This is a genomic window from Planctomycetaceae bacterium (assembly GCA_041398825.1).
In the GTDB taxonomy this organism is placed as follows: domain Bacteria; phylum Planctomycetota; class Planctomycetia; order Planctomycetales; family Planctomycetaceae; genus F1-80-MAGs062.
This window is the reverse complement of the sequence record JAWKTX010000023.1, coordinates 14,888-40,818: the sequence shown is the minus strand read 5'-3', so window position 1 is coordinate 40,818 and position 25,931 is coordinate 14,888. Positions and strand designations below refer to the sequence as shown.

Annotated in this window: 21 protein-coding genes; 7 read left to right on the top strand and 14 right to left on the bottom strand. The window is 53.2% G+C overall.

Features of this window, described 5'->3' with window-relative positions; translation table 11 throughout:
- Positions 1 to 634: 634 nt before the first annotated feature.
- Together R3C20_25355 and R3C20_25350 are read left to right on the top strand one after the other, a co-directional pair.
- Positions 635 to 3,010, top strand: a complete 2,376-nt coding sequence (locus tag R3C20_25355) for a DUF1588 domain-containing protein (protein ID MEZ6043838.1) — start codon at positions 635 to 637, stop codon at positions 3,008 to 3,010.
- Positions 3,011 to 3,259: 249 nt separating this feature from the next.
- A complete protein-coding gene (locus R3C20_25350) occupies positions 3,260 to 4,597 on the top strand; it encodes a DUF1552 domain-containing protein (GenBank protein MEZ6043837.1) in 1,338 nt (445 codons plus the stop codon).
- A gap of 100 nt (positions 4,598 to 4,697) precedes the next feature.
- Here the strand turns inward: R3C20_25350 and R3C20_25345 are convergent, their stop codons facing one another.
- From R3C20_25345 to R3C20_25335, 3 genes are all read right to left on the bottom strand, one after another.
- Positions 4,698 to 5,597: a D-hexose-6-phosphate mutarotase gene (locus R3C20_25345; protein MEZ6043836.1), complete on the bottom strand. Its 900-nt coding sequence runs from the start codon at positions 5,595 to 5,597 to the stop codon at positions 4,698 to 4,700.
- Positions 5,598 to 5,834: 237 nt separating this feature from the next.
- Positions 5,835 to 6,260 carry a carboxypeptidase-like regulatory domain-containing protein gene (locus tag R3C20_25340; protein ID MEZ6043835.1) on the bottom strand — a complete coding sequence of 142 codons (426 nt, stop codon included), beginning with the start codon at positions 6,258 to 6,260 and terminating at the stop codon, positions 5,835 to 5,837.
- A gap of 122 nt (positions 6,261 to 6,382) precedes the next feature.
- Positions 6,383 to 7,417, bottom strand: a complete 1,035-nt coding sequence (locus R3C20_25335) for a DUF1559 domain-containing protein (GenBank protein MEZ6043834.1) — start codon at positions 7,415 to 7,417, stop codon at positions 6,383 to 6,385.
- Positions 7,418 to 7,741: 324 nt separating this feature from the next.
- On the opposite strand from R3C20_25335, the gene R3C20_25330 reads away from it, so the two are divergent.
- From R3C20_25330 to R3C20_25320, 3 genes are all read left to right on the top strand, one after another.
- Positions 7,742 to 9,211, top strand: a complete 1,470-nt coding sequence (locus R3C20_25330; GenBank protein MEZ6043833.1) for a sulfatase — start codon at positions 7,742 to 7,744, stop codon at positions 9,209 to 9,211.
- A gap of 126 nt (positions 9,212 to 9,337) precedes the next feature.
- Positions 9,338 to 9,796: a hypothetical protein gene (locus R3C20_25325; GenBank protein MEZ6043832.1), complete on the top strand. Its 459-nt coding sequence runs from the start codon at positions 9,338 to 9,340 to the stop codon at positions 9,794 to 9,796.
- Between the two features lie 649 nt (positions 9,797 to 10,445).
- Complete coding sequence (locus R3C20_25320; protein MEZ6043831.1) at positions 10,446 to 10,730, top strand: hypothetical protein; 285 nt, start codon at positions 10,446 to 10,448, stop codon at positions 10,728 to 10,730.
- A gap of 546 nt (positions 10,731 to 11,276) precedes the next feature.
- Here R3C20_25320 and R3C20_25315 read toward each other — a convergent pair.
- The gene (locus R3C20_25315; GenBank protein MEZ6043830.1) at positions 11,277 to 11,486 is read right to left on the bottom strand and encodes a hypothetical protein; all 210 of its coding nucleotides are present in this window, start codon (positions 11,484 to 11,486) and stop codon (positions 11,277 to 11,279) included.
- Positions 11,487 to 12,135: 649 nt separating this feature from the next.
- Between R3C20_25315 and R3C20_25310 the strand changes: the two genes are divergently transcribed.
- Complete coding sequence (locus R3C20_25310) at positions 12,136 to 12,348, top strand: hypothetical protein (protein MEZ6043829.1); 213 nt, start codon at positions 12,136 to 12,138, stop codon at positions 12,346 to 12,348.
- A 77-nt stretch (positions 12,349 to 12,425) separates the two neighbouring features.
- Here R3C20_25310 and R3C20_25305 read toward each other — a convergent pair whose 3' ends face one another.
- From R3C20_25305 to R3C20_25280, 6 genes are all read right to left on the bottom strand, one after another.
- A complete protein-coding gene (locus R3C20_25305) occupies positions 12,426 to 12,737 on the bottom strand; it encodes a transposase (protein MEZ6043828.1) in 312 nt (103 codons plus the stop codon).
- Positions 12,738 to 13,144: 407 nt separating this feature from the next.
- Positions 13,145 to 14,515: a DUF1552 domain-containing protein gene (locus R3C20_25300; protein MEZ6043827.1), complete on the bottom strand. Its 1,371-nt coding sequence runs from the start codon at positions 14,513 to 14,515 to the stop codon at positions 13,145 to 13,147.
- 179 nt (positions 14,516 to 14,694) lie between these two features.
- Positions 14,695 to 16,614 (bottom strand): DUF1592 domain-containing protein, encoded by a 1,920-nt coding sequence (locus tag R3C20_25295; GenBank protein MEZ6043826.1) that lies wholly within the window; start codon positions 16,612 to 16,614, stop codon positions 14,695 to 14,697.
- A 136-nt stretch (positions 16,615 to 16,750) separates the two neighbouring features.
- On the bottom strand, positions 16,751 to 16,966 hold the full coding sequence (locus R3C20_25290) for a hypothetical protein (protein MEZ6043825.1): 216 nt from the start codon (positions 16,964 to 16,966) through the stop codon (positions 16,751 to 16,753).
- Positions 16,967 to 17,333: 367 nt separating this feature from the next.
- On the bottom strand, positions 17,334 to 17,765 hold the full coding sequence (locus R3C20_25285) for a hypothetical protein (GenBank protein ID MEZ6043824.1): 432 nt from the start codon (positions 17,763 to 17,765) through the stop codon (positions 17,334 to 17,336).
- Between the two features lie 29 nt (positions 17,766 to 17,794).
- A complete protein-coding gene (locus R3C20_25280) occupies positions 17,795 to 18,514 on the bottom strand; it encodes a hypothetical protein (protein MEZ6043823.1) in 720 nt (239 codons plus the stop codon).
- 245 nt (positions 18,515 to 18,759) lie between these two features.
- On the opposite strand from R3C20_25280, the gene R3C20_25275 reads away from it, so the two are divergent.
- Positions 18,760 to 19,934, top strand: a protein-coding gene (locus tag R3C20_25275) for an IS3 family transposase (protein MEZ6043822.1) whose coding sequence is annotated in 2 segments (ribosomal slippage) — positions 18,760 to 19,030 and positions 19,030 to 19,934 — 1,176 coding nt in all. Because the reading frame shifts where the segments join, the coding sequence is not laid out codon by codon here.
- Between the two features lie 800 nt (positions 19,935 to 20,734).
- On the opposite strand, the gene R3C20_25270 is transcribed toward R3C20_25275, so the two are convergent.
- The 4 genes from R3C20_25270 to R3C20_25255 form a co-directional block, all read right to left on the bottom strand.
- Entirely contained in the window at positions 20,735 to 21,238 is a 504-nt protein-coding gene (locus R3C20_25270; GenBank protein MEZ6043821.1) for a hypothetical protein, read from the bottom strand.
- Between the two features lie 166 nt (positions 21,239 to 21,404).
- Positions 21,405 to 23,504: a hypothetical protein gene (locus R3C20_25265; GenBank protein ID MEZ6043820.1), complete on the bottom strand. Its 2,100-nt coding sequence runs from the start codon at positions 23,502 to 23,504 to the stop codon at positions 21,405 to 21,407.
- Positions 23,505 to 23,532: 28 nt separating this feature from the next.
- Positions 23,533 to 23,976 (bottom strand): hypothetical protein, encoded by a 444-nt coding sequence (locus R3C20_25260; protein ID MEZ6043819.1) that lies wholly within the window; start codon positions 23,974 to 23,976, stop codon positions 23,533 to 23,535.
- Between the two features lie 99 nt (positions 23,977 to 24,075).
- Positions 24,076 to 25,821 carry a hypothetical protein gene (locus R3C20_25255; protein MEZ6043818.1) on the bottom strand — a complete coding sequence of 582 codons (1,746 nt, stop codon included), beginning with the start codon at positions 25,819 to 25,821 and terminating at the stop codon, positions 24,076 to 24,078.
- Positions 25,822 to 25,931: the final 110 nt, after the last annotated feature.

Below are 25,931 nucleotides of genomic sequence, written 5' to 3'. Positions count from 1 at the left end.
AAGGATACCAACTTATCAGGCAAAAGGATCAGATCCCCCCGAAAACTCAATTTCGGTAAACAATCGACAGCCTTATTCCATGGCAATGTTAACGGTCCGTTGAAAAACCGGGTCAGGGACGCAGGACGACTGTAAACGATCGTGTTTTCAGGTCTCCTGCTCGCGCCAGTCCCGTTTTTCGACAGGCTGTTGAGTGAAGGCCGTTTGTTTTTCTGAAGAACCCCGAACGGGCCACAACCTGTAATGGAGAAACCGAACAGCCACTGCAGACGAACCAAATCCTGAGAACTTGTCTTGCCGCGAACCAGAATTGCAACTGCCCCGGAAGACGCCTCTGCCGCTGTTCAGGAAAGGCGTACGCTGACTTTCCCGCTTGTGAATTCCCGCAAGGCGGCATTTGAAGGTGCTTTATCGCGGTGGTATAAAAACTATAGCCCATCCTGAAATCCTGCGATTTCGCGAAATCGGCTGAAGATCCCACCTGAAATTCCCCCACCAAACTCTCAATTCCTTCCCTCCCCGGATTCAGGGGTTGGCCTGTTACCTCATGTTCTGTTGGATTTGTTGGCGCAGGTCTGATGGAACGAATGAAACTCAGTGGCAAGCCACTTTCCTGCTGCAATGGAATCGAATCATGAAAACCCAGAATCAATCCGTGGTTCTTTCCCGGCTGGTGATTCTATTGAACGCCGTGTTGGTGACAGGGCTGCCTTCTGAAGTTTGTGCGGATGAAAAATCGGGAGCACTCGTCGCTCGGTCAGAACAGTCTGATCTTCTTGAACGTGGTGCTTTGATCTACAAGGACAAGTGCGCTGTTTGTCACGGGGCCGCCGGCGAAGGTGTCAAAGATGAATACGGCAAGTTTCATGACAAGCTTGCGGGTGACATGACCATCGGGGAGTTAACAAAACTCGTTCATGACACCATGCCGGATGGCGAGGCTGATCAATGCGTGGGGGAAGATGCGCGTGCTGTTTCGGAGTACATCCACTATTCGTTCTACAGTGAGGCAGCACAGATCCGAAACCGGCCACCCCGTATTGCTTTCGCCCGATTAACGGCGAATCAGCTCCGGCAAAGTCTGGCTGATTTGTATGCACACTTTGGTGGCGTACCAGCGGTTGCAGACAAGTCTGGTGTGAAAGCCATCTACTTCAACGGTCCTCGCTGGAAGAACGAAAACAAGAAAATCGAACGCACAGATCCGACGATTGATTTTGACTTTGGTCACGAGAGCCCTGGGGAAGGAATTGAAGCCAAGTCGTTCTACATTTACTGGGAAGGTGGCCTGCGAGCGGATGTCACTGGACGGTATGAAATCGTTGTTCGCAGTACCTGTTCATTCGTCATGGACTTTGGCAAGCTGGGCCGGAGATTCATCGATAATCATGTTCAATCAGGCGATAAGACAGAGTTTCGTGAATCGTTGATCCTGACTGCGGGTCGCGTATATCCGTTCAAAATCGATTTTATCCAGCGCGAGCGCAAGACAGAATTGCCGCCTGCACGGATATCACTGAGCTGGATTCCTCCTCACGGTGTTGAGGAAATTGTACCGTCTCGGAATCTGATTCCGTCCGCTTCCAATGCGACATTTTCAATTCAGACAACTCTGCCACCGGACGACCGCAGCTACGGTTACGAACGTGGGATTGCCGTTAGTCGTGAATGGGATGATTCAACGACGGCCGCCGCAATCGAGTTTTCACAGATTGCAGTTGATGAATTGTGGCCAGGGTACGCGCGAAGAAAGAAGGATGTCCCGGATGAAAACCGAGCCCGGTTGAAAGGATTCCTCAGCGAGCTGGTTGAGACAGCGTTTCGAAGTCCACTGGATGAACAACTGCGAACGCTCTACGTTGATCAACAGGTTGATGCGACAGAGGACGATGCCGAAGCCATCAAACGTGTTTGCCTGCTTGCTCTGAAGTCGCCCCGTTTTCTTTACCCTACGGCAGATCATACACAAGCTGTATCTCGCCGTGCAGCAACTCGTCTTTCGCTGACACTATTCGATTCGGTACCTGCGGATCCGTGGTTATTGAAGCTGGCTGCGGAGGACAAGCTGGGCACTGCTGACGCCATTCGGTCGGCTGCCAGTCGTATGGTGCAGGATTACCGCACGCGTGGTAAGACACGGGAAATGTTGTATGCATGGCTGAATCTTTCTCAGATGCATGACATAAGTAAGGATCATGAGCTGTTTCCGGGATACGACGAACAGATGGTTGCAGATCTTCGCGCGTCTCTGAATGCATTTCTGGATGACATCGTTTGGAATGGTTCCGGCGATCTCCGCCAGATGTTTCTGGCTGACTGGAGTTATACGACAGACCGAATGGCGGAATTCTACGGCGATGGATGGAAACCTGCAGATGTCGAGGGTCCGCGGTTGAGGAAGACTTCCAGCGATCCGATTGCACGGATTGGATTAATCAATCATCCATTTCTGATGAGCGGGCTGGCCTACCACGACACCTCTTCTCCCATTCATCGTGGCGTCTTTCTGATTCGGTATATGCTGGGCCGAACTCTGCGGCCTCCGGCTGACGCGTTTTCGCCATTGAGTCCGGATTTACACCCGGATTTAACAACTCGGGAGCGGGTTGCCCTTCAGACCAGCCCCGACACGTGCCAAATGTGTCATTCAAAGATCAACGGGCTCGGATTTACTCTGGAAAACTTCGACGCGGTCGGTCGATATCGGGAAAAAGAACGTAGCAAGCCTGTGGATTCGAGCGGTTTCTACACGGATCGACAGGATGTTCCGCAAAGTTTCTCCGGCCCACACGACCTGGGGCAGTACCTCGCCAGCGCAGATGATACCCACAGGGCGTTCGTCAACCGGGCATTTCAGCACTTTGTTAAACAACCTCCTGCAGCGTATGGTCCGGAGACTCTGGAAAAACTCACTGAAAAGTTTCGACAAAGCGGTTATAATATTCGAGAACTGCTTGTGGAGATTGCCGTCACAGCAGCCACAGAACCGATCCCGAAATCATCGAATTGAACGTGAAAGGGACTGCAGAAATTGAGCATGGCAGTATTCGAGAAGGGCACTGATCGAGAAGGCCAGTATTCGAGAAGGGCAGGTCCAGAAGGACTCAGTACCCACACGACCTTCGCCAATTCCGATCCTGCCGGTTCCAGTTCCCTGAATACGTCAGAAACCAATTTTGCGGCCCTCCAGAATCCTCCAGGTGATCGCCTGCTGACTCGTTGAATCCTTCCTCCATTTCCTCCCGAAAGCTCGCCGACCATGAATCCCTATTTGTCTCGACGTGATTTCCTGATCAAGACCGGCATTAGCGCGGCCGCTGCCAATTTCCTGATGGGTATTCCCGGGTTGGGTTGGGCTGCAGAACAGCAAGCGTCGCGCAAGAAACGCGTTGTGTTTATTTTCAGTCCCAACGGTGTGATTCCGGACCATTTCTGGCCGGACGAAGAAGGCCCGGACTTCACGCTCAAACGCATTCTTGAACCGCTGGCCGACTTCCGGAACAGAATGCTGACCCTGCATGGAATCTGCAACAGAATCAAGGGGGATGGTGACGGCCACATGCGTGGAATCGGCTGCCTGCTGACGGGGATTGAGCTGTTCCCGGGCGACGTGCAGGGCGGGTCTGACACTCCGGCTGGCTGGTCGATGGGCATCTCCGTCGACCAACACATCAAAAATCAATTGCAGGCCAATGCTGCAACGCAGACCCGCTTCGGATCACTGGAATTTGGCGTGATGGTACCGGATCGAGCGGATACCTGGACACGCTGGTCCTACGCTGGTCCGAATCAGCCTGTCGCGCCGATCGACAATCCGTACCAGATGTTCGACAAGCTTTATGGTCAAACACGAAATCGGGAATTGCTCGCCAGTGTGCTCGATGATCTTTCGGACGATTTTCGCAAAGTTCAGCAGATGATCGGATCGGAAGACCGACGCTTGCTGGAAGATCATTTGACGATGGTTCGGGAGGTTGAAAAGGAATTGCAGTCAGAGTTGTCCAGGAAAGGGCAGGATTCTCCCGGACATGCGGTGCCGGAACTTCCACCCAACGTTGATGAAGAGAATGACAACATTCCGCAAATCAGCCGCATGCAAATGGATCTTCTTGTCAACAGCTTTGCATCTGACTTTGCCCGGGTTGCGACATTCCAGATCACCAACAGTGTTGGTCAGCCACGCATGAAGTGGCTGGGAATCGATGAAGGTCATCATGGTCTTTCGCATGAGCCTGACAGCAACGAAGAAGCGTACGAAAAGCTGATCAAGATCAATACCTGGTACTGTGAACAGGTGGCCTATCTTGCAAAACGACTGGCCGAAACTCCCGAGCCAGGTGGGCAGGGATCGTTGCTCGACAACACGACAATTATCTGGACGAATGAGCTTGGAAAAGGAAACTCACACACGCGGGACAATATTCCGTTTGTGATGGTCGGCGAAGGGCTCGGATACAAGATGGGAAGGTCGATGAAGTTCGGAAAAGTGCCGCACAACCGCCTTTTGATGAGTATCTCAGAAGGAATGGGGTTCCCTGTGGAAAGTTTTGGAAATCCGGACTTCTGCAAGGACGGAGCACTCACTGGTCTGTCGTAGCACGCAGCATGTGCAGTCAAAGCATGTGCAGTCTTTGAATTTCAGTTGCTGACGACGCCCGGCGTGGGGATACATGCCGGGCGTTTTTTTGCGGGTATGTTCAGACGGATGCATTTGTCATTGCATTCACTGAAATATCCACCTGCAGGCTATGGGATTCGCCCGGTGCCAGCGTCAATGCGTTTGTCGCGACATTGGCCGATTCTATGCACACCATTCCCTGCCATTCATCATCACGAAAGTCCGGCATTCGCGCGGCCTTTGCGATCCAGGGGTTCCAGACGACGGTGGATAACGATCCCCGCTTACCCACAACAATCTCGCGCTGAAGGTTCGGATCGTGCAGAGTGCAGGCGGCCTCTGTGTTGACGTAGATACGGTCCGTTTCCCGATCAAATCGTATGGCCGTATGGGCCGGCGCCTTTAATAAGCCGTTGTCCATCTTATCAATGTACGCAGCCTGCTGAAGCCCTTCGATGCTGACTTGCCGAATGTCGCTGACGGAGAAGTACGTATGAAGCGCCTCTTCGATCGGGAGCTCGTACGTACTGGCCTGCGAGTTGCGAATCTGCAGGCCGAGTTTCAGCTCGTTTCCGAAGTCGACAGTGTAGGTCATTTGAAACGTTTCTATTTGGGCGGTGAGCCATAGCTTGACGCCGTGTTCAGCGGTTTCCTCAGCCTGCGCGATATTCCAGTTTGAGATTCGAGCGGTGCCATGAGCTGGCTGCTGGGGATCAACAGGGTGCGGGCCGAACCAGGGAAAGCAAATCGGAATACCGCCCCGAATTGGTTTCCCCGATTCAAACCATGAAGATCTGCTCAGCCAGAGTACTTCACGATGCCCTGCCGGTTTCCACCGGGTGACATGCGCCCCTTGAAGATATAACTCCGCCTCAGCAGCAGGTGTCTGGATGGTCGCCCTGACCATGCCCTGGGGATTGGTTTCAAACCGAAGACCGGGGATCGAAAATTGGTCATTGAGTTGATTTACATCGGGCATCGAGGTAGCTCGCCTGGGAATTGATACTGCTGTTGAGTCGCTTGACTGCGTTGGGATTCTGAAGAAATTCCCCGCTGCAAACCATGTCGAAGCCCAACAAAAAAGCTGACTGTCAAATGTGACAGTCAGCTGAGCGTGTTGCTGTTCTTGTGAAGGGCAGGGGGCCTGAATCAACCGCAGGTTCAAAAGTGTGTCAGGAGATAGTGCGCGGTTGAGAAAGCATCTGACGCAGTGAAATTAGAGGGTGATGTTCAGCTCATTCGTGCCCGCTTTCACTTCCACCTTCACTGAACCATCGGAAGCAGCCGGTGGTAATGGTTTGATTGCCTCTGCTGCTGCTTTCTGCTCCGCAGTCATTTCGGATGGGTCATCCGGAAGATCATCCATTGCTTCGGTTGTAACCCGTTCGACGGTCACCGTGTGTTCACCAACGATGGCTCCATCAATACCCTGAAGGTAGATCATCTTGAACTTTCCCTGAGCGTCGGTTTCGCCGGTGGAGGGACGACCTGGTCCTGTGGGAGTGAAGTTGACAATTGCGTTGGCGACCGGGGCTCCGGACGCTGTGACCACTCCTGTCACAGTGCCCAGCTCAGGGAGATCGCTTCGGCCGCATCCGACAGTGAATCCAACAGCCAGAAGCACGCAGGCAATTCGGTACATTGAGGTTTCGCTCCGATTCAACTTTCGCTGGTTTTCAAACGGATTCGCTTTTCGCGAAATGGAAGACGGAAGCACCCGACTGAAAGAAGCCGGGTGCTCATTTGTTGATGACGAATTCAGTTTCAGAATTCACCAATGACCTGACCGTCTGATTTCATCCCCAGCTTCTGGTAGATGCCCACGGCGCCGGCGTTCGTAACATCTGCTGGCCAGTCGATTCCCTGGTCATTTCGTTCGGGAGCACCTGCGAGATTGAAGTCAATGTTTTCGCTGATGAAGTGAACAGAACCGTCGCAGAACAGGAACTGGGCTCCGCCGACATGCTTACTGCTGAAACCGTCCGTACAGCGGTCATCCCCTGTATTCACGGGGTCATTCAGGGGCTGACGAACACGCGCCAGATGGTAGTCGTTGCCGTGGGTGCCGTTTCCATCCGGGTTACGTCCACCGAGCCAGGATCCGGCTCCACATCGTTCTTCACGTTCTCCGACCATAAATGTATTGGATGTCCCATCAGTGATGTCTCGCATCTTGACTCGGCTTCCGTTGTAGAAGACTCCAAGTGGTGCACGATGATTCAGCTGACGTGGAGCACGAAGGTCACCGGAGGGATCGCCTGTCGACCCGGGGTAATTCAGAGTCGGCGGACGCCATCCGTTTCCAATACCTGAAAGTCCGTTGAAGTGCGTGCGACGCATGCCGGTCTTCAAATTCGGTCCGGTCGTATCGCTGGGGCACTGGTAGACGTTCAAAGCAGGGAACATCAAGTCAAGATTCCCGGCCGCATTGGCCGCGATGAGCGCTTCATTGAGCGTCACGGTTGAAATCTTCAACTGATTCGTAATGTTGCTTTGCTCCATTTGCGGCAGAATTAAAGCAGCCCAGCCGTACGATTCGTAATTGGCAATCACACGACCATTATTGGCCGTTCCCCGGCGGGGAACTGTGCCCGGCGGGAACACGTTGTGCGTGTCGTGGTAGTTGTGAATTGCCAGGCCAATTTGCTTCAGATTGTTCTTGCACTGTGTGCGGCGAGCCGCCTCGCGGGCCTGCTGGACGGCCGGAAGAAGCAGGGCGATCAGGATTGCTATGATCGCAATTACGACCAAAAGCTCGATCAGGGTAAAACCCTGCCGGCGCAAAGATGCGACTTTCATAATAAACACTCCTTCAGAATATAGCCGGATAGGAAGAACTACGGGCCCCCCTCGATAACATCAAATGGGAGCACTTCAGGAAAGGAATCCAGATTCTTCACAAAAGTGATTCTGAACAGAAGTGAAACCCGCCGGATATTTTATAAATGTTTAGAATTTAAGTTTACCGGGGCGTGCGCTTGACTTTGGTGCCGCCGATTTGCTGCACGCTTCGTGCGATCGTCGACCTTCTGCGGCCACCTGTTCATCCGGCGAAGGCTTCGTATACTCATGCCAAATTTGCTGTGGCTTGTTACTTCGTTGTTTCGCTCCAGGAGTCCTCAGATGCTTTCTCGCTGGTTGGCATGTCTCTCGATCCTGCTGATGACCGCACAGGGACCCGCGAATGCTGCACCGTCGCCGCCAAACGTCTTGTTTATTGCTATCGACGACCTGAATCACTGGGTGGGGCATCTGGGCAGGCATCCTCAAACCCGAACGCCCAATATCGATCGCCTTGCCCGGGAAGGCGTCACATTCGCTCATGCCTACTGTACCGCACCCGCGTGTAATCCTTCTCGTGCTTCACTGATGTCCGGACTGCGCCCCAGTTCAACAGGTTGTTATTTGAACAGCCAGAACTGGCGCCCCGGGATCAGTGAAGACAAGCTGTTGAATACGCACTTTGCCAATGCCGGATACCGTGTCTACGGTGCAGGGAAGATTTATCACGGCAGTTACAAGCCTGGTGGAATCTGGAATGATTACTTTGCTGGTACGGGAAAGACACGCATCCATCCTGATGCGGTGAACAACGGAGTCGGCGGTATCAAATTCTATCCGCTGGCAAATTCGGATGAGGAGATGCCCGATTACAGTGTCGTGAGCTACGGGCTGCGAAAACTTGAAGAAGAAAGCGACAAGCCTTTTTTCCTCGCAATTGGACTCGTCAAGCCTCATATGCCGTTTAGTGTTCCCCGGAAATGGTTCGACATGTTCCCGCTGGATTCCATCCAGCTGCCGCCGCATCGCACAGATGATCTCGATGATGTACCTGCGGCCGGCATCAGGATGGCTGGTGCTGACGGTGACCACGCGCAGATCATCGCATCCGGTCGATGGAAAGAAGCTGTTCAGGCTTACCTGGCCACGATCGCGTTTTGCGATTCGCAGGTGGGGCGCCTTCTGGATGGTCTTGCAGAATCCCCTCACCGTGAAAATACGATTGTGGTTCTGTGGAGCGATCACGGCTGGAGTCTCGGAGAAAAATCTCACTGGCGCAAATTCGCTTTATGGGAAGAACCCACTCGAACAGTATTCACCTGGAAAGTGCCCGGTGTCACGAAAGCCGGCGGTGTCTGCGGCCGCACGGTGGACTTTTCGTGCATTTATCCAACGCTGTGCTCATTGACCGGACTGAAGATCCCCGATCATATTGAGGGTCGCGATATCTCACCGCTGCTGCATGATCCCGGGACGCAATGGGACCATCCTGCTTTGACAACGCATGGCTTTCAGAATCACACAGTCCGCACCGAGCGCTGGAGATACATTCGCTATGCGAATGGTGATGAAGAGCTCTACGACGAACAGGCAGACCCGTTTGAATACATCAATCTGGCTGACGTTGCCGCGCATAGCTTGACGAAACAGCAACTGAGAAAACTGTTGCCGGAAACCGACGCTCCAAACCTGCCTGGTGCCCCGGATGGACGTGGCAATGGAAACGGTGCCTCCGGCAGGAAGAAACGCGCGGCCCAAAAGAACGCTCGCAGCGGAGGCGAAGACAAATCAGGGGATGAGAAGTCACAGTAAGAGTCCACGGTTTACATGACATGCACAGGGTTTTCATTTCTCCACGGGTTGGTGGTCGACAGAACTCGTCGATGAGCATGTCTTGCCCCATCCGTTAATCTGGAATCTTTGAACGGGTAGCAAAGTATGGGGCATTTTGTTGCCGCAGCATTTTTGTCTGTTCTCGTCCTCATTCATTGGCTCGCAGGCCGATGGGCAAGTAAGGACTGGTATCTTCTGTCCCGGTCTTACTCCAGCGTCCAGGTTAACAAACCCGACGACAGCAGTTACGACGGTATTGCAATATCGGGAAGTGCTGGAGTGAGTCCTCCTTATAAGTATCGCTTCCAGGACGATTGCCTGATCATCTGTCGCCCACATTCTCGCGTGCTTCCATTTGGATCGCTCGAGCAGATCTCTGTCCCTCGGCCTAGCTGCGTCCTGGAGCTGGGAACCTCAAAAAGCTTCGCCGTGCTGATGGTTGATGTGGCTGGTCAGAAGGCGTGTTTTCGGCTTTCTCCGAACAGCCGCGCTGCGGAACGCAGGCTTGAGGAGTTCAAGAGACGTCAGGAGTCGCTTGCTCACAGAGAGGGAAAGAGAGCGTAAAGCTGCAGCAGACAGGATAGAAGCACGCGAAACCACGGGGCACAGAACGCTTGTTGACCTCCGGGGACACCTGCGACAGAAGAGCCATCGGGTTTCCGAAGAATTGCTTCCGCCGTCTTTGCGTCTTCGCGTTTATCCCGAACCAGATCTTTCAAAGCACCGGGCCATCCCTAAGCCAGAGCGGTATTCTCAGCCAGACGGCCCAGCAGGAAACCCGCAGCGTCAGCGAGGGACCGGAGAGGGGCACGCAGAGTCGCCACGATGCGAAAACAAGATGCCAGAAGAATCTGAGGTCTCAAGGCATCCGTCTCTGACAGCACACGTTGATGTTCAGATCGTTTCGACACAGAAACCGATCTCGTCGCTACCCCGGAGATGCCGCCCCATTTGTTGCTCGAATAACCGTCGTACCCGAATCAATGCCAACATGCCACGAAACCCGACCACCGTCCAATCGCCAATCCCAGGGCGACAAACCCTTGCCCCATCAGTAAACTGCCCAGCATCGGATGCATTACCGCGATAAATCCCGCGAGCAAACAACCGAGCCGCAAGTATTCGCAAAGCGGCAAAGTTCAATGCTCGATCGATACGCCAGCATCCTGCCATCGCGTAGATCGCAATTCGTTCGCTGTAAGGGAGTGCAAAATTGGATTTGCAACCGTTGCAAGGATTGCCCGATCCGGATCGATTCGCGTTCACTCCGATCGAGTTGACAGGAGATTGGCGCGAGCCGCCTCGCATGATCGACCATTTAAAGAGAACTGCAATGTGGGTGATGTTTCCACTCATTATTGTAGGCACGTTGATCATCTGGAACTACCTGGACCCGCTGCCAGTATATGACGACAGTGAGATTGATTGGGAGCACAACGGGCAGTTGGCATCATTAGATTGGTGTTTCACGGTGCCGCTCGACTTGCAATCGCTGTGACGTTTTCCGGATTCGTCGTCGGAGTGGCACACAGTGTTGCTCCCGGAATTCATCAGAAAATGGATGACATTGCTTGACCATTCAGACGAGAAAACACAAAGCACCACCTGTTGGAATTTGAGCGAAAAAGGTGCCGAATCGTTTCATGATCAGTCCCTACTGAGAACACAAAAGGTGTCAGAGAACACAAAAGGTGTCAGGAACCGTTTTTGTTGATTCCGGAGAACACAAAAGGTGTCAGCGACGGTCTTTGGGTTTGTCAAGACTGAGGTTGAAGAAAGATCTTTGAGCGTGATTTTTCTTGCGTTGATTGTTGTTGGTTCGTGAGGGCGTATTGGATTTTTTTAGGCATGGGTTCGGTGTTCGATGTAGGGGACAGAAGGCTTGTTTTTGGTCGGTGTTTCATTGAATCACAGCCCGACCGGCGGTAGGCTGTTGTTATCTGACGAAACGGAGCAATGCTCTGCGGGGACGCAACTTTGCGAGGGATAGTCAGTGGTTCGGTGCCTCGACGTTTTTGGGCGAGTTGATCATGGATTCTTTTGTTCAGGTGGCTTCACTGGCACGCTGATCAATCCACACTTGATCTGTACGAATGAGCGTACTGAGAATGGTCAGAAAATACAAAAGGAAAATACAAAAGGTGTCAGGAACCGTTTTTGTTGCTTCCGGGTGGTCCGCGATGGCGAGTTGTGATTTGCCGACCCAGCTTTGCCGTTGCTCCGTCTGCTCGGGTTTGATCGCCAAATAGCGCACGGTGATTCACTCTACAACGAATCGCAGTCAGCCCCGCCTCCGTTTGCGCAATATTCACAGGCTTCAGCCAGCCCGCAATTCGACGAACGGGCTATACAGGCAACGAGATATCTTTCGCAGCAATGCGAGACCAGCATCGTATCGAACGTGGGAGCCCGATGGATGACAGCGTCTCTGACAGCACACGTTGATGTTCAGATCGTTTCGACACAGAAACCGATCTCGTCGCTACCCCGGAGATGCCGCCCCATTTGTTGCTCGAATAACCGTCGTACCCGAATCAATGCCAACATGCCACGGAACCCGACCACCATCCAATCGCCAATCCCAGGGTGACAACCCCTCGCTCCATCGGTAGACTGCTCCGCAGCGGATTCCTCACCGTGATGAATCCCGCAAGCAAACAACCGAGCCGCAAGTATTCGCAAGGCGGCAAAGTTCAACGCTCGGTCGATACGCCAGCAACCTGCCGTCGCATAGATCGCAATTCGTTCGCTGGCAAACACGAGACGGCTGCTTATCAGTTAGGAAGCCAGTCGTCGCCGAACCAAATCTCAAATCGCTGTTAAGCTGACTCAATAAAGACCGGCAAGCGTAAACCATCACCAAGGAGACACGAGTAATCGTGAAGACTACGAGGACACGATCAATGTTGAATTACCGAAACGTATCTGCTGCAACTTTACTTCTGGGTATCGTATTGATGTTGATCGGTTTTGTGATGGGTGGATTTACTTCAGTCAACTGGGCTGGATTCATCGGTGCGGGCATCGCATTGACCATTCACGGAAGCCTTGCGACCATCGGGTCGTTCGTAATGTCGTCATCTAACGCGCAAGCTGAAAAGGAAGACACTCGATAATCCCAGTGAATTAGAAACTCGCGGAGCCGAGTTCTCATCTATTGTTCATGGAGCCCGGAGCGACGTTCGGGCTTTGCTCAGAATTCCATAGTGCCGCACTTTGTGCATGCCGGGAGCCCCGGCGGGCGATTGGCGTGGGAAGCGGGTGAGCTATCAAGAGCCTTCTGCGCCAAGTTGCCGTCATTTTGCAGACGACTCGCCTGCGGTTGGCAATTACGAAACGGAATTTTCCCATTGCTCATCGATTCGATGCGGTCGTTGGTGATGGCCGTTCGAAAGACGCAGCGTCTGAGATACTTGAGCGTCGCCACGGCATCGCCGACCGATTCGACATCGCACACGAACTCGCGGCGCAAGTCGGCGGCGGATGGAAAGTCCAGGATCGGCACAGTCCACCTCACCCTGTCCCTCTCCCCCGATTCCGGGGAGAGGGGGACTTGAACGCAGCTGTTGTTCGAACTCCATGTGAAACAGTTTCGACAACAGATGCACCGGGGAAGAAAGCCGGGCCGCGTCGATTTCCATTCGCCGTCCTTCAGCCCTCACCTGGCACGATCACGTGACCGTGCGGTGATACACTATGTTACGCCCGAACGTGTTCAGCACGGCTGTGAATCCGGTGCGATCCGCCAGCATTCGTGGCCATTTCTCACCGGCAGAGTTAAGAAACAATCCTTGAACAGCGAAGACGCTCCCCACGAAACGAGATTCCGCATCCCGGTGAGAAAACGCACACGAGACCGATGAAGCCGCCAGGGTGTTCTGGTTTGCAGCGACCTGTCCCACAAATGCAGGCTCATGCTTTCATTTCGGTGATTTCCGTCGTCGCGATTCCGATGGGGCGATCCAAAGGAACGCCAGCACAGGAGAGTAACGTTGTCAGCAGATCTCCCTGATTGCCGCGAGTATCCGGCAAGAAGCGTCCGGTATTGATCGAGCCGCCCCCCTTACCGGCGATGATAAAGGGCAGGTTCTCTCGGCTGTGCTTGTTGCCGTCTTCAAGACCTGAGCCCCACATCATGATGCAGTTGTCGAGCAGTGTGCCATCGCCTTCGCGCAGGCCGGCCATCTTGTTCACCATATACGCGAACTGGTCGACATTAAACTTCGTGATCGCCGCCACCTTCCGCACCATCTCTTCTCGACCTTCATGGTGCGTTTGCGAATGGTGCTGATCCTTGAAGCCGAGTTCAGGGTACGACACACCATTCGGTGTGGAGCCGATATAGGTGCTGACCCGTGTGGTGTCGGTCTGGAATGCCAGGACGGTCAGGTCGCACATCACCTGCATGTACTCGCTGCGTTTGTCGCCCTCCGGGATTCGGATCTCGATGGGCGACGAGTCGCCCGAACTGCGACTGGTGGTCCGAAGACCCTCGGACTCCTGCGTCGCTTCCTTCTGACGCTGCTCGATCGCAGCGATTCGCCGTTCAACGGCCCGCACACTGTCCAGGTACTCGTCCAGTTTCAACTGATCCGTCCTTGCCAGGTTTTTCCGCAAGTCCCGCGCGCCGCCGATGACTCGATCCAGCATTTGCCTGTCGAGTGGATTTGTTCGTACAACAGGCCCTGCATCATCTTTTCTGCCAAACAATCTGTTCAGAACATTCCGCGGATCGATCTCAGCGGGGACCGGCTGGGTAGGGGAATAGTAACTGCAGTGGGAATAGTAAGCTTCGTGCAGACCTTCCTGATTCTCTTTCCATGTCTGTGGCATCGTGGCGAGTTCCAGCGACGGCAGCAGTGTTTGAGCACCGACGTAATTCGCCATTATCTGATCAGCAGAAATCGCGATGTTAACCCGGCCACGCGTGTCCGCGTCGGGAAGTGTCGCAGTGAGCCACGTCGATAACTCCAGCGCATGAGGCGCCCCGTTGAATGGCGAAATCGGCACACCGGAGATCCCCTTCATCATCAGGCACTGATTCAGAACGGGACGCAGCGACTCAATCGCTGGCGGAGGAGATTCAAGAAACGTCTCCGGACTGGCAGGCCAGAAGTCGTCCATGATGACGCCGTGGGGCATGTACATGAACCCAAGTCGCACCGGTGGTTTGGAATTTTTGTCACCAGCCGCCCGGCTCAGAGAATCCATGAACGGCAGAGCGAGCGCTACGCCCGCTCCCTTCAGCAACGCACGACGATTGAAATGGAATCTGTGATTCATAGGAAGCAGCCTTGAACGTTTTGGTGTGCCTGGCGAACACTGAGAATCTGCAATGCCATTGTACATCACACTTCCGGTTTGCCGTACAGGAACAATTGTCGACTTCAGTTTTCGTATGGCCAGCAGGGTGTGGGCCACCCGAGCGCTGGCCTCCCGAACGCTGGTCAACAGGTGAGAGATTATTTGACTCTGCGGTGTGTAAACAGGTAGCTGGTGATCACCTCGGTAATCATCGACCGCATTCGATAATCATCTTCGGCAAGTTTGGTCATCAATTGATCGATCACGAGTTCATCGTAGCCTTCCAGTTGTCGGCCCAGAGCGAAGCCCATAAATCGTTCGGTCAGGTTTCGCGCAATGTCAGCCTTGCGCCTGGCAAGCAGAATCTTCAATTCTGCCGGGTTCGTAAAATCTTCCCCGGTTGGAAGTTGACCTCCGGAGTCAATCGTAACGCCCAGCTCATCCGTCTCCCGCCATCGCCCAATAGCATCAAAATTCTCCAATCCGAAACCGATGGGATCGAGAACTCGATGGCAGTTGGCACACGTCGGTTCTGACTGGTGCAGGTTCGTGAGCTCACGCAGTGTCAGACCCTCTCTGCTTTTCTGGACCTGTTCTTCCAGTTTGGGGACATTCGGCGGTGGAGGCGGCACACGTTCCCCCAAAACCTGCTCAAGAACCCAGACGCCACGGCGAACCGGGCTCGTCCGATTCGGAAACGAGGTACTTGCGAGCGTCGCAGGCATCCCAAGAATGCCGCCTCGGCTGGAGTTTTCCAGCCTGACGCGCTGCATGACCGCCCCTTGCACGTGATCGACCCCGTAGATTCTGGCCAGCGGCTGATTGAGGTAGGTGTAATCGCTGTCCACAAACCGCAGCATGCTTTGGTTTTCGCGAACGATACTTTCGAAAAACAAACGTGCTTCTTCCATCATCGCCTGGCGAAGTTCGGATGTCATTTCAGGGAAGACGTCCTGGTCAAACGTTTGACTCCGAAGTCCCCCGATACCGAGCCACTGTACACCGAAGCCATCAAACACCGCACGCGCTCGCGGATGCTCCAGGAGTCGGTCCGCTTCACCTCGCAGCACTTCGGGATCGTGAAGGCGTCCCTGATCTGCCAGTGCAGACAATGTGGCATCCGGCGGCGCAGACCACAACAAATAAGAAAGGCGCGAAGCGAGCTGATGATCGTCCAATGGCACCACAGAATCGGGTGAGTCAACCGGACCAGAGGGAGTGATGAAAAGAAACTGCGGAGAGACAAGAACGGCCTTCCACATCAGGCTCAGTGACGCTGTGTAATCCAGGTTGTTTTCACGGGCCAGATCAAAGATCTCCACCAGAACATCCAGTTCCTCTTCGGTGGCTGGCCGACGATAGGCATCACGGGCCAGCGATCGTGCGACCTGACGTGCCGCCTCTCGGAATTCGTCACTGCTGGATGGTGTCTCCCCAAACAATCGTTTCTGCACTTCGCTCGGTGTTGAGTCTGCTACAGAAATAACGGTGTCGATGACGCTGTTTGCAATCTCCAGGAATAACTCTGACTGTAACGGTGAGATTGAATTCAGGTACCCTTCTCCAGCGACTTCGTCCGGCAGTCTGTCCACAATCGATGGATCGACGCCATACAGGTCATGCAGCGTGTTGCCATACTCGACTTTGCTCAGACGTCTAAGGACAAACGGACCAGGATCCCGCGGTGCCATGTATTTCAGCTGCCCAATCCACTCGATAAACTGTTTGCGTTCCTCTTCCGTCGGAATTTTTTCTGCATGGTCCGGAGGCATGTCATGCACTTTGACATTTGCAACCGCCTTCTTCCAATGCAGTGCTGAAGACGTCGCCCCCGGACTCTTCAGTGCCGAATCCAGGTTGATGCCGGCCTCGGGGCGAGAGCCATGACAGCTGGTGCAATACGTTTTAACAAACGGGCCGACTTTCTCCTTGAAAGTCTTCACCGCATCGGCCCGCAGTGAAGCTTCATTTCCAGCGACGTCATCCGACTGTGCCCAGCCGGGAACCGACCAGAAAGAGGCAATCGCGAATCCGATCAAAGGTAGAATGACAGTTCGAAAAACGTTTAGGGACAACATGCTTTCCAACCAACAAATCTGGCGATAGGTTTACTGCAAACGCACCACCCGAAAGGCTAACGTTTTCGTGGTTCGCTGACGAGCGGGACCGCATCCGGGACCTGAGATTCGAAGACAATTTCGAAACCAAACCTGCTCAGTCGCCTCGACCTTTGTCAAGCACATCTGCCCTCGTCAATCCACTTTGGACGGCTCCAGTTGCCCACGGCAAGATGGCAACGAGAGCCAGAGGTCCTGAATAAACTGCGGATAGGCCCGGTGTTCCATGCTCAAGGTCATCACACTTCCTCGGGCGGTCCTGCCCCAATCGCTGATCGGTGACGGGATCCCATTGATAGGCGGTCAGTGTCATTAGCTTTCCTCCCGGAACATATGGCTGTTATCTGCGTTGTACGACAATTCGGCCCCTATCAATTACCGCCTTACGAGCTCACAACATCATAAAAACTGGAATGCCGTCTGGGAAAAACTGGCTCTTGAGGCAACCATTCCATCCAGCGGATGCCGCCTCCGGCGCCTCCGCCCCCAAAACCAAATCTTTGAGATCAAGGCAGGCGCACTTTGTAAAACGCGGCCAATGCCGAGAGTGAACTCGGGATTCGTCCTCGTCTTTCAGCGGAAATCGACTTCGGCTTCTCTTAGTAACACCTGATTGTCGAACAGGTTACGGGTCAGTTCAGTTTCTTGTCTGGACGGGAACGTGGTGCCTGCCTTGACGTTCATTCGCATTCGACTTTCCAGACAGAAACCAATCCATTCCCCTGTAGGAGAGCGATTTCCCCGCGTTTTCCAAACGCAACATCTATCAATGGGACGGTGGAGTCCAACTCATCAAGCGTGTCAAGGTCGACTCGGAAAGAGTCCGCCAAAGTGTCCTCCTCTCTACACAAAACGTCTTCATCAAAGAATACCAACGAGTACTGTGACGCAAGCAGGAGCCAATTGGCCTCCGAATCATTGGATAGATCCACCTGCAACAATTTGTTATACCCGAAGTCCATGAGCGGTATCGTACACAACGGATTACCGCGTGAGTCAGAATCGATCTCCCAGACCTCAAGCTGATACTTCCCAACAGGATCCATCGCAAATCGAACGTCTGGCCGAACATCCATCAGGCGAGCTGCCCGTTGAGGGAACTTTCGCAACATGAGAAGGCTAATATTCGACGATGAAACGTTCATACGACGGAGAAGCAAAGCTTCACGAGGATCCAAATCCTCATCGTCATTCCGTCTGTACCCTTTTCGAACGACTTCAAACTTGAAATCCGGCAGGGAATGCCAAACCTCGATGGTCCCGTTATTTGTACCAGCAATGAACGATTGGCCGTCCGAAAAGAAACTAAGGTTGGCATAATCATGACCACGTTCATAATATGTTGGCAGAGTTCCGCGGTTCCCCAAGTTGCCGCTGATAATCCCGCCGTCAACCGCTGCAATGAACTGATCTCCATCGGGGCTAATCGACACACAAGAGAATGACGATAGCCTTGGGCGATCAGAACCGTTCTCGCTAAGAAAACGCAAGGCAACGATGCAGTGTGAGCGGAGAGGTCGAGATCTGCTAATCCATTGCCTGCGATCATTAGCTTTCGACCATCTGAGTAGGGCACCATCTGGTTGATCCATCCCAATCCGGTTGGAAGATAAGTATTACGACCTGTGCCGCAAACGAATTGAATGCCACCTCCAGCATGAGGATCCACCGCCACGGCGAAATATTCACCGGTTGCTGCTACGTGACTACCATTATGCACGTGGTAGCTTGCCAGGAACCTCAAGCTGAATTGCACATCACCCGCAAGAACAAACGAAGGCACCAACAAACAGCAGCTCGCAAGGACGAGAAGAGTGTGTCGAATACGCGTCAAACAAAGACGGCTAGGTGACATCGTCATACTGCCCTGTTTCAATTGGGTGATGCGCCGGACAGGAATAACGATCCGGCAGCAGTGGTGAACGTGTGGCGATGGCGGTGTCAGTCATACGACCTACCGATTCGACATTTCACACACAATGTCAAGCAGTTTCGACATTTCACCCACGCAGCCCCTGTTTCGACACTTCACCCACTGGTGTGCCTTGGTTGAAATGGTCCGGTAGAAATGAGAGTCTCATTGCCGAAAGAGAGCAAGGAGATTCGATGACAAGCAAGCGTAAACATCATTCAGCGGAGCAGATCGTCAAGAAGCTTCGTGATGCTGAGACCATGTTGAGTGCAGGCAAGACGGTGGCTGAAGTCGTGCAGGTTCTGGAGGTCAGCGAGCAGACGTACTATCGCTGGAAGAGCAAATACGGAGGCATGAAGTCAGAGGAAGCGAAGCGGCTGAAGGATCTTGAGGTGGAGAACGCACGACTGAAGAAGTTGCTGGCCGAGGCGGAACTGGACAAAGCGATGCTGAAGGAACTGGCGTCGGGAAACTGGTGAGCCCTTCGCGCAAACGTGAGGCAGTGAAGCATCTGCAGAGAGAATTCAGCGTGAGTGAACGTCGGGCGTGCTGCCTGACGGAACAGCACCGAAGTTCTCAGCGGTACGAAGCGAAGCCAGCAGATGATGAGCCGGTTGTTGTGGCACGGATGCTGGAGCTTGTTCGAGAGCATCCTCGGTTTGGTTATCGTCGGATCGCCAGGTTGCTTCAGCGTGAAGGGCATCGAGTGGGTTTTGATCGAGCGTATCGCCTTTGGCGTCGAGAGGGACTGAAAGTCCCTCAAAAGCCGAGGAAAAAGCGTCGTTTGGGTAACAGCAGTCAGGGTTGCGTTCGGCATCGAGTGAGCCGGCGCAACCATGTCTGGGCCTGGGACTTCGTATTTGACAGTACGAGCCGTGGATCCTCATTGAAGTGGCTGGCAATCATCGACGAATACACACGTGAGTGTCTGGCGTTGAAGGTCGCTCGCCGTATTCGGCACGAAGATGTCGTGGATGTGCTCCGCGGTTTATTCATGGCTCACGGAATTCCCGAGCACATTCGGTCTGACAACGGCCCTGAGTTCATTGCCGCCGGGCTTCGCAGGTGGCTTGATCGATCGGGTGTCGGCCCGTTGTATATTTCCCCGGGCAGTCCGTGGGAGAACGGTTACGCAGAGAGTTTCAACAGCCGGTTCCGGGATGAGTTTCTTGGCTGCGAAGTGTTTGATGATGTGCACTCTGCTCAGGCATTGGGGACTGCCTGGCGAGTGAGTTACAACGACTACCGTCCCCATAGTTCGCTGGGTTATCAAACGCCAGCAGAATTCGCGCGGACGTGCATTGCTTCCACTCCGGCTTCGGCTGTGCCTCAGCCTCCGTTCCAGCAATCCACGTCCCTACAACCCTGACTCTCATTAACACTGGACCAAAGAATTCAGGCATCCCACCTCGTGAGACGCGGGCAAGACCTGAACGCTGAGCATGTTGGGAGAATTCAAATGTGAAGTGTGCGTTGTGTGTTAAATGATGGATTCAGTATTCTGCTTGTTCCGATGTAGTTCGGACGTCGCACATAGGAAGTATCAACTGCAGTTTCTTGATTCCGGCATTCGTTATTGTGGTCCGTGCGAGCTCGAGTTGTATTAAGTGCCTGCATCGCCCCAAGTGTTTGATAGATGCATCCGTCACATTCGTGCCAGCCAATGATAGGCATTCAAGATCAGGAAAATGGTCTAACACCTGAACTCCGAAATCCGAAATAAGAGTATTTGCGAGGCGCAGGTCGCGAATTGACTTCATGTTTTTTATTGCTTCGAGGCCCTTGTCAGAAATCTGACAGTCATCCAATCGCAAAATGTCGAGGTGTTGTAAGCGGTTCAGCTGTGCAATCCCCTCGTCGGAGGCCGCAGTTCGGCAGAGGGACAGGCCCTCCAATGAAGAGATGGTTCCAATAGCCGCAAGACTGGAGTCTGTTATGGCTGTACCGTCCAGATTCAAGTACCGAATCCGATCACTACCAGTAAGCTGTTGAACTCCAGCATCGGAGATTGTTGGGGTTCTCAAGAACAATTTGGTGCCGACGGGAAACTCCATCGCCCCAACATCTTGATCAAGAATCTTTGACGTTTCATCGAATTCAATTAGTAGCCAGAATCGCGATTCTGGGGTGCCACCAACGTTCACGCGCCCATGCAGTGACTTTACTTGCCTAACGATAGTTTCGTTTTCCTTTTGGAATTCGTCGATCGCGGTTGAAAGTGAGTCCCACGCGAGTTGTTGAGGCTCGTTCGAATCCCCGGAACCAGCTTTGTGGCGTTCGCATCCAACCATCAACGAAAGTCCAGCCACGAGAGCTGCAATGGAGAACTGTGGCGTGCCCCAGAATGGGGATAATGTACATGAATCGAAGGGCACTCTTGTCTCCTCTGTCGCCTTGTGACAGAAACGGCGTTGGTGTGGTCCCGGTTCGGCTCAGGATGTTTCCCCAAGCGTCATATGTCCACGAATCCGTGACTGTTCTCGTTTCGTCGGTGAGCTGTTTGGTGTCTCCGCGTGCATCGAAGTGGTAGAAGCGCGTGTTGGCGCCGTCGGTTTGTGAGAGCAGATCACCGTAGAGATTGGGCTCGTGCGTGTAGTCAGTCCGAGTCGTTCCGTCATCTTCCGAAAGAAGCTGATCGGTGACAGGATCCCATTGGTAGGTGGTCAGTGTCATCAGCTTTCTTCCCTCGAGACGCGGCGATTGTCTGCGTTGTACGACATCGTGACTCGTGTGGCATTTGGCAGTGCCACTGACTTCAGTCGGTTCTCGTAATCCCAGACGTTCGTTGGCCGAGCACAATTCGGTCGTTGCTTGTAGTTTGGCGATTCATGTCGCGAAATCAATTGCAGAGCTTGTCGTCCCGCTGACTGGGCGAGGAGACACTTAGTTCGTACTCAGCCGCGAGTTTCGCAATCGATTGGTGCATGAATTCACTATGACATTTGTTTTCAACTGAGTTCAGTATTTCGCCTAATTCAGAATTCAATGTCCGAGGATTCTGCTTCAATACCGCCTGTGACGCTTCAACGACTGAGAAGTAATCTCGGCTGTTCTCCAATAGCTGGAGGAAATCGATGATTTCGGCCCCGGTCTCCAACTCTTCGACGACGCGTGCGGCAGCGGCTCTTCTGAGAGACGAATTTTGAGATTCTCCAAGTACCCTTTTGCCCAAAGACGCCCATTCAATCTGATCACTCTCCCGAACAGTGAGACACTCGCGGGCAACAAATGCAATGTCTGCGTTGGAATCCTGCAGGTGAACCGACAACGGCGCGTTTGTTGTGGCTCCTTGTTCAATCATTTGAGCCAGCAGACTCAATGACACATACCGTGTCCCCGCATCCACGGAGAAGGTCAGACGTTCAACTCGAGCTTGCATTTCGTCAACATTGTTGCCACCTGTCTGCAAACGGTGCAGGAGCGCGATAAAAACCGCGGGAGGCAACGTGTGCAACTCATCGATAATGAAGGATGAATTTCCAGAAGTAAGTTCCGGGTTGCCATCAAGAAGAAGTCGCAGTTGCCCTGCGTAATCGCGATTCTCAACCAGTTTCCTAAGGACGGCTCGTTGCATCGCAGCAGAGTAGTAGATCGCTAGTCTGCTGTCGGATCCGAAAAACTGTGAAGTTTCTGGCGTCTCATGGAACCTATTCAGTCTCAGCATGAGGATTTCGAGAAGCTGTAACGCTGCAAGTTCGTCTCCCCACTGGTCGACTTCTGGTCGTCGCGCAGCGGTATCGATCACTCCAAGCAGTAGGCAGCATTTTGCGCAAGGAGTGGTCTTGAGAGCATCAATTCTGTCGTATACGTCATCCGTCGATTCTCGAAGCAGTTTGCCGATACTGTAAACACATTCGCAATAAAACGCGGTATAAAATCCATTCTCGGGGGCATCAAGTTCATTGATCGCAGCAAGTGCCTGTTGAGCGTCTCCCGTTTCTGCCCAGAGGAGTGCCAACGTCCTTTTCTGCAGTGCCAGTTGGCCATCGGCAAACATAGGATGCAGCTTCACTCCCATGAGCTTTTCGTGCTGCAATCTGGCGGTAGCAAACTTCAAATGTCGAATGGCGCTGCTGAAACATTCGCGCTGAAGTTCCAGAGCCGCGTATCTAAGAAGAGTCCATGTTTCGTTCCCTGGTGCGTGCGCTGCCAATGCTGAGTGAAACGCGACGTCCATCTGATCGGCATCAGATATCCGTCGATCTCGATTGACATTCTGTACAATCTGAGCTGAGTCACTCGATCGAAACAGACCAGTGAGTGGTGTGACATATCGGTTGCCAAGCCTTCTGTCAGTTCGAACGGCCAGGTATCCCAGCACTCGGTCGTGTTCTGAAGCTTCCACACACGCACACAACAGCGATTCAATCGCACGGCTATTCGAATTGAGAATGTATGGCATGCATATCCTGTAGAATGACTCCGTTGTCCCATCTACCGTCTTGCCGCCCAATGCGAGCGATACGCCTTCGAAGTCCCCAATGGTGGCTCGCATCTCCCAGGACCAATTTGCAGGGGAGGCCGGCAGCTCCTGCATTGCTGCTGACCAGTAGTCTCCATTTTTAAAACACTGTTGCAGTGTGAATGCGGAATCCAGCTTGTTCGGTGAGTACTTGCTGAAGGCATCGCGTATCCACGTTTCCGCCTCAGCAATTCGGTTTTCCAGTCGCAATTGATCTGCAATCTCCATAACCAACTCCCACCGTTCAGTAGGGTTCGCCGCAAGATCAACGGTAGTCGCGGATTCATCCATCTGACCGATGGATGTAGACGTCCTCACAAGACGTTCGCACAAAATGCGCCGGCAGAAACCCGGAGCATTCAACGCACACTCACGTGCCGAAGCAATCGTTCGTGAAGGCTGTGACTCACTGGAAGCATTGGAAGCCTCAACGACCGTTAACCAAACAACGAGCGATAGAAGGATGAACCTGGCCATTTGAGTCTGACTCCATTTTAAATGTGCGCTAGAATGGCAATCTCTCACTGGAACATCCTTTGAGAGATTCGCCCAGCCCGTCCCGCAGTTTCACGGGTGTTGGTTCATATTTTTCCCATCGATTTGAAAGCAGTGAGTACCATCTCGCCCGGACATAGTTCAGGTCGAGCAGTGGATCATACGCATAGCCAAGTCTCCCAACGAACTGAAACGGCGTTGGCGTTGTGCCAGTCCGGCTCAGGATGTTTCCCCAGGAGTCGTAGGTCCATGAGTCTGTGATGGTTTCTGTTTCGTCTGTGAGCTGTCTTGTGTCGCCGTTTGCATCGAAGTGGTAGAATTGAGTACTGGCGCCGTCGGTTTGTGAGAGCAGGTCACCGTAGAGAGTGGGCTTGTGCGTGTAGTCAGTACGCGTTGTTCCGTCATCTTCAGAAAGAAGCTGATTCGTGACGGGATCCCATTGGTAGGGGGTCAATAGCTTGCGCTTGCTTTGCTCTGCAAACTGAAAGATCGCAACGAATTGCTAACCCTCCGAAATGCTCAATAATCGGCCCCCTGATATTGGAGTTTTCTGCTATTCGTTTTCGGACTCGCTTTTGTCTGCTAGAGCTGCACTCAGTATTTTCTCAAGAATGTTGTTACGTTGACGAATAAGATTTTTCCTCGCCAAGGCTGAAGCGGCTTCATAGCTAACTGCGGCCCGGCCCAATTCACGTGCAGCTTTTATTCTCAACCAGCTATTGTCGGACTCCAAAGCTGCTTCAAAAGGCACAGATTCGAAAGCGGACGATCCAGAAAGCAGATAGATCAGGAATTCCGTCTCCGCATCGTCGTTATCAGCTGGCGGGATGAAGACGGGTGCAGCCGATTTCTCGTGAAATGCGACGAGAGTCGCCAACGCTGCATATCGAACATTTCCGTTGTTTTCGGTCGCAAGCTCCACCAAACGGCTTTTTGCGGTCGTGCTCAATTGTTGGTCCAGATCTGATTCTGCCTGAGCAATCGCACGCGAGACAGCCAGCGTTACTTCGCGAGATTCCGAATTCATGCATCGAAAGAGCGTGGTCGACGGAAACTGGCGGATAATATCCACGCGATGAAGGATGCTGAGGGCATCAGCGATTCTTTCTTCATTTAGAAAACGCAGCAGCAGTCGGTTCTGGCAATCTGGCGGCAGCGAGATTGCGGCTCTTTGAGATGCGGTCCTGGATTCGAATTCATGTCCATGTTGACCCAATTCCCAATTTTGATTGGCACGAGTGACGAGCGAGTGAGCCCACGCCGTGTTTGTCCATCGAGAACGTGGAATCGTTGGCTTGTTTCCGAGCCGTCCAATCAGGAGACATGCTGCTGAAAGCGGATCAGTATCGCCTAACTCATTCGCTATCGTTTGCAACTCCACCGAATCTCGCCCAATGACTGTCGCCATCTCAAGTACCGACTCCACCATAACAGTGTCGGGAAGGTTGAGATTGCGGAGACGACCTACTGCTCCCACTGGATCCCCAAGACGCGCCTGCTCGATGCAAAGTGCGATTGCACAAAACACCTGATCGGTGTGAGAAGTCAGCGTATGTGCGCCAATATCACGAATGGAAAATGCCCCACGCGAATCAGCTTCCTCAACATATCGAGAACCAAGATCACTGAAGCCTCGTGTCGTCTCAATGTAAGCTGCCTCAACCAGCCACCATCTGTATTCAGCAGGACTGACAGCCTGTTGAATCAAGGCCTCGGTGCGCAGATCACGCGTTTCGATCGCCGTGGCGGAGTACTTTTGAGTCAGCATCGAATCGAGCGATTTCAGGACCGTCGAAACTGCCTCGTCGGTAACGACGTGATCGGGATCGAGTGTATTCTGCTCCGTCCAGGTGGATGAGATTGATGTTGTCAGAGCCATCGCGATCAGTTCCTGCCGGACCGTATCATCGATCTCGAGCTTCACGGACAATTGCTGAAGTCTCTCGCTTCCCTTCCTTCGATATACTTGGTCAAGAAACGGAACGATGAATGCCTCGCGCGTCATCGCACCTGCATATGGTTCCAGCAATCCAGCCATCAATGCAGGATCAGCGTCGACTGTAATGACCTCAACGTCTGAAGAGATCTCGCTCGGTCTTGCCGGCATGGGAAGGGAATTGAGAAATCGCCCGTGGAACAAAGCGTTTTGATATGACCGACGCGCACTTTCTTCAGATTCGAATTCCCAGCCAGCCATTCTCCCGCAGAGCAATGCATACAGTTCGGCCCCTTCTTCTGGATTTCTGTCGGCGGCAATTGTCAGCAAGCCGTCCCGCCACTGTCCTTCAACCTGGATCATGGAGAGCGCATTTCGGGAGAGATCTTTTCGCCCGACGCGCCAGGCATTCACGGCAAGAGCCTGAAGTGCAAGGTCTCGTTCCCTCGATTTGACTATTCTATCGATTGCAT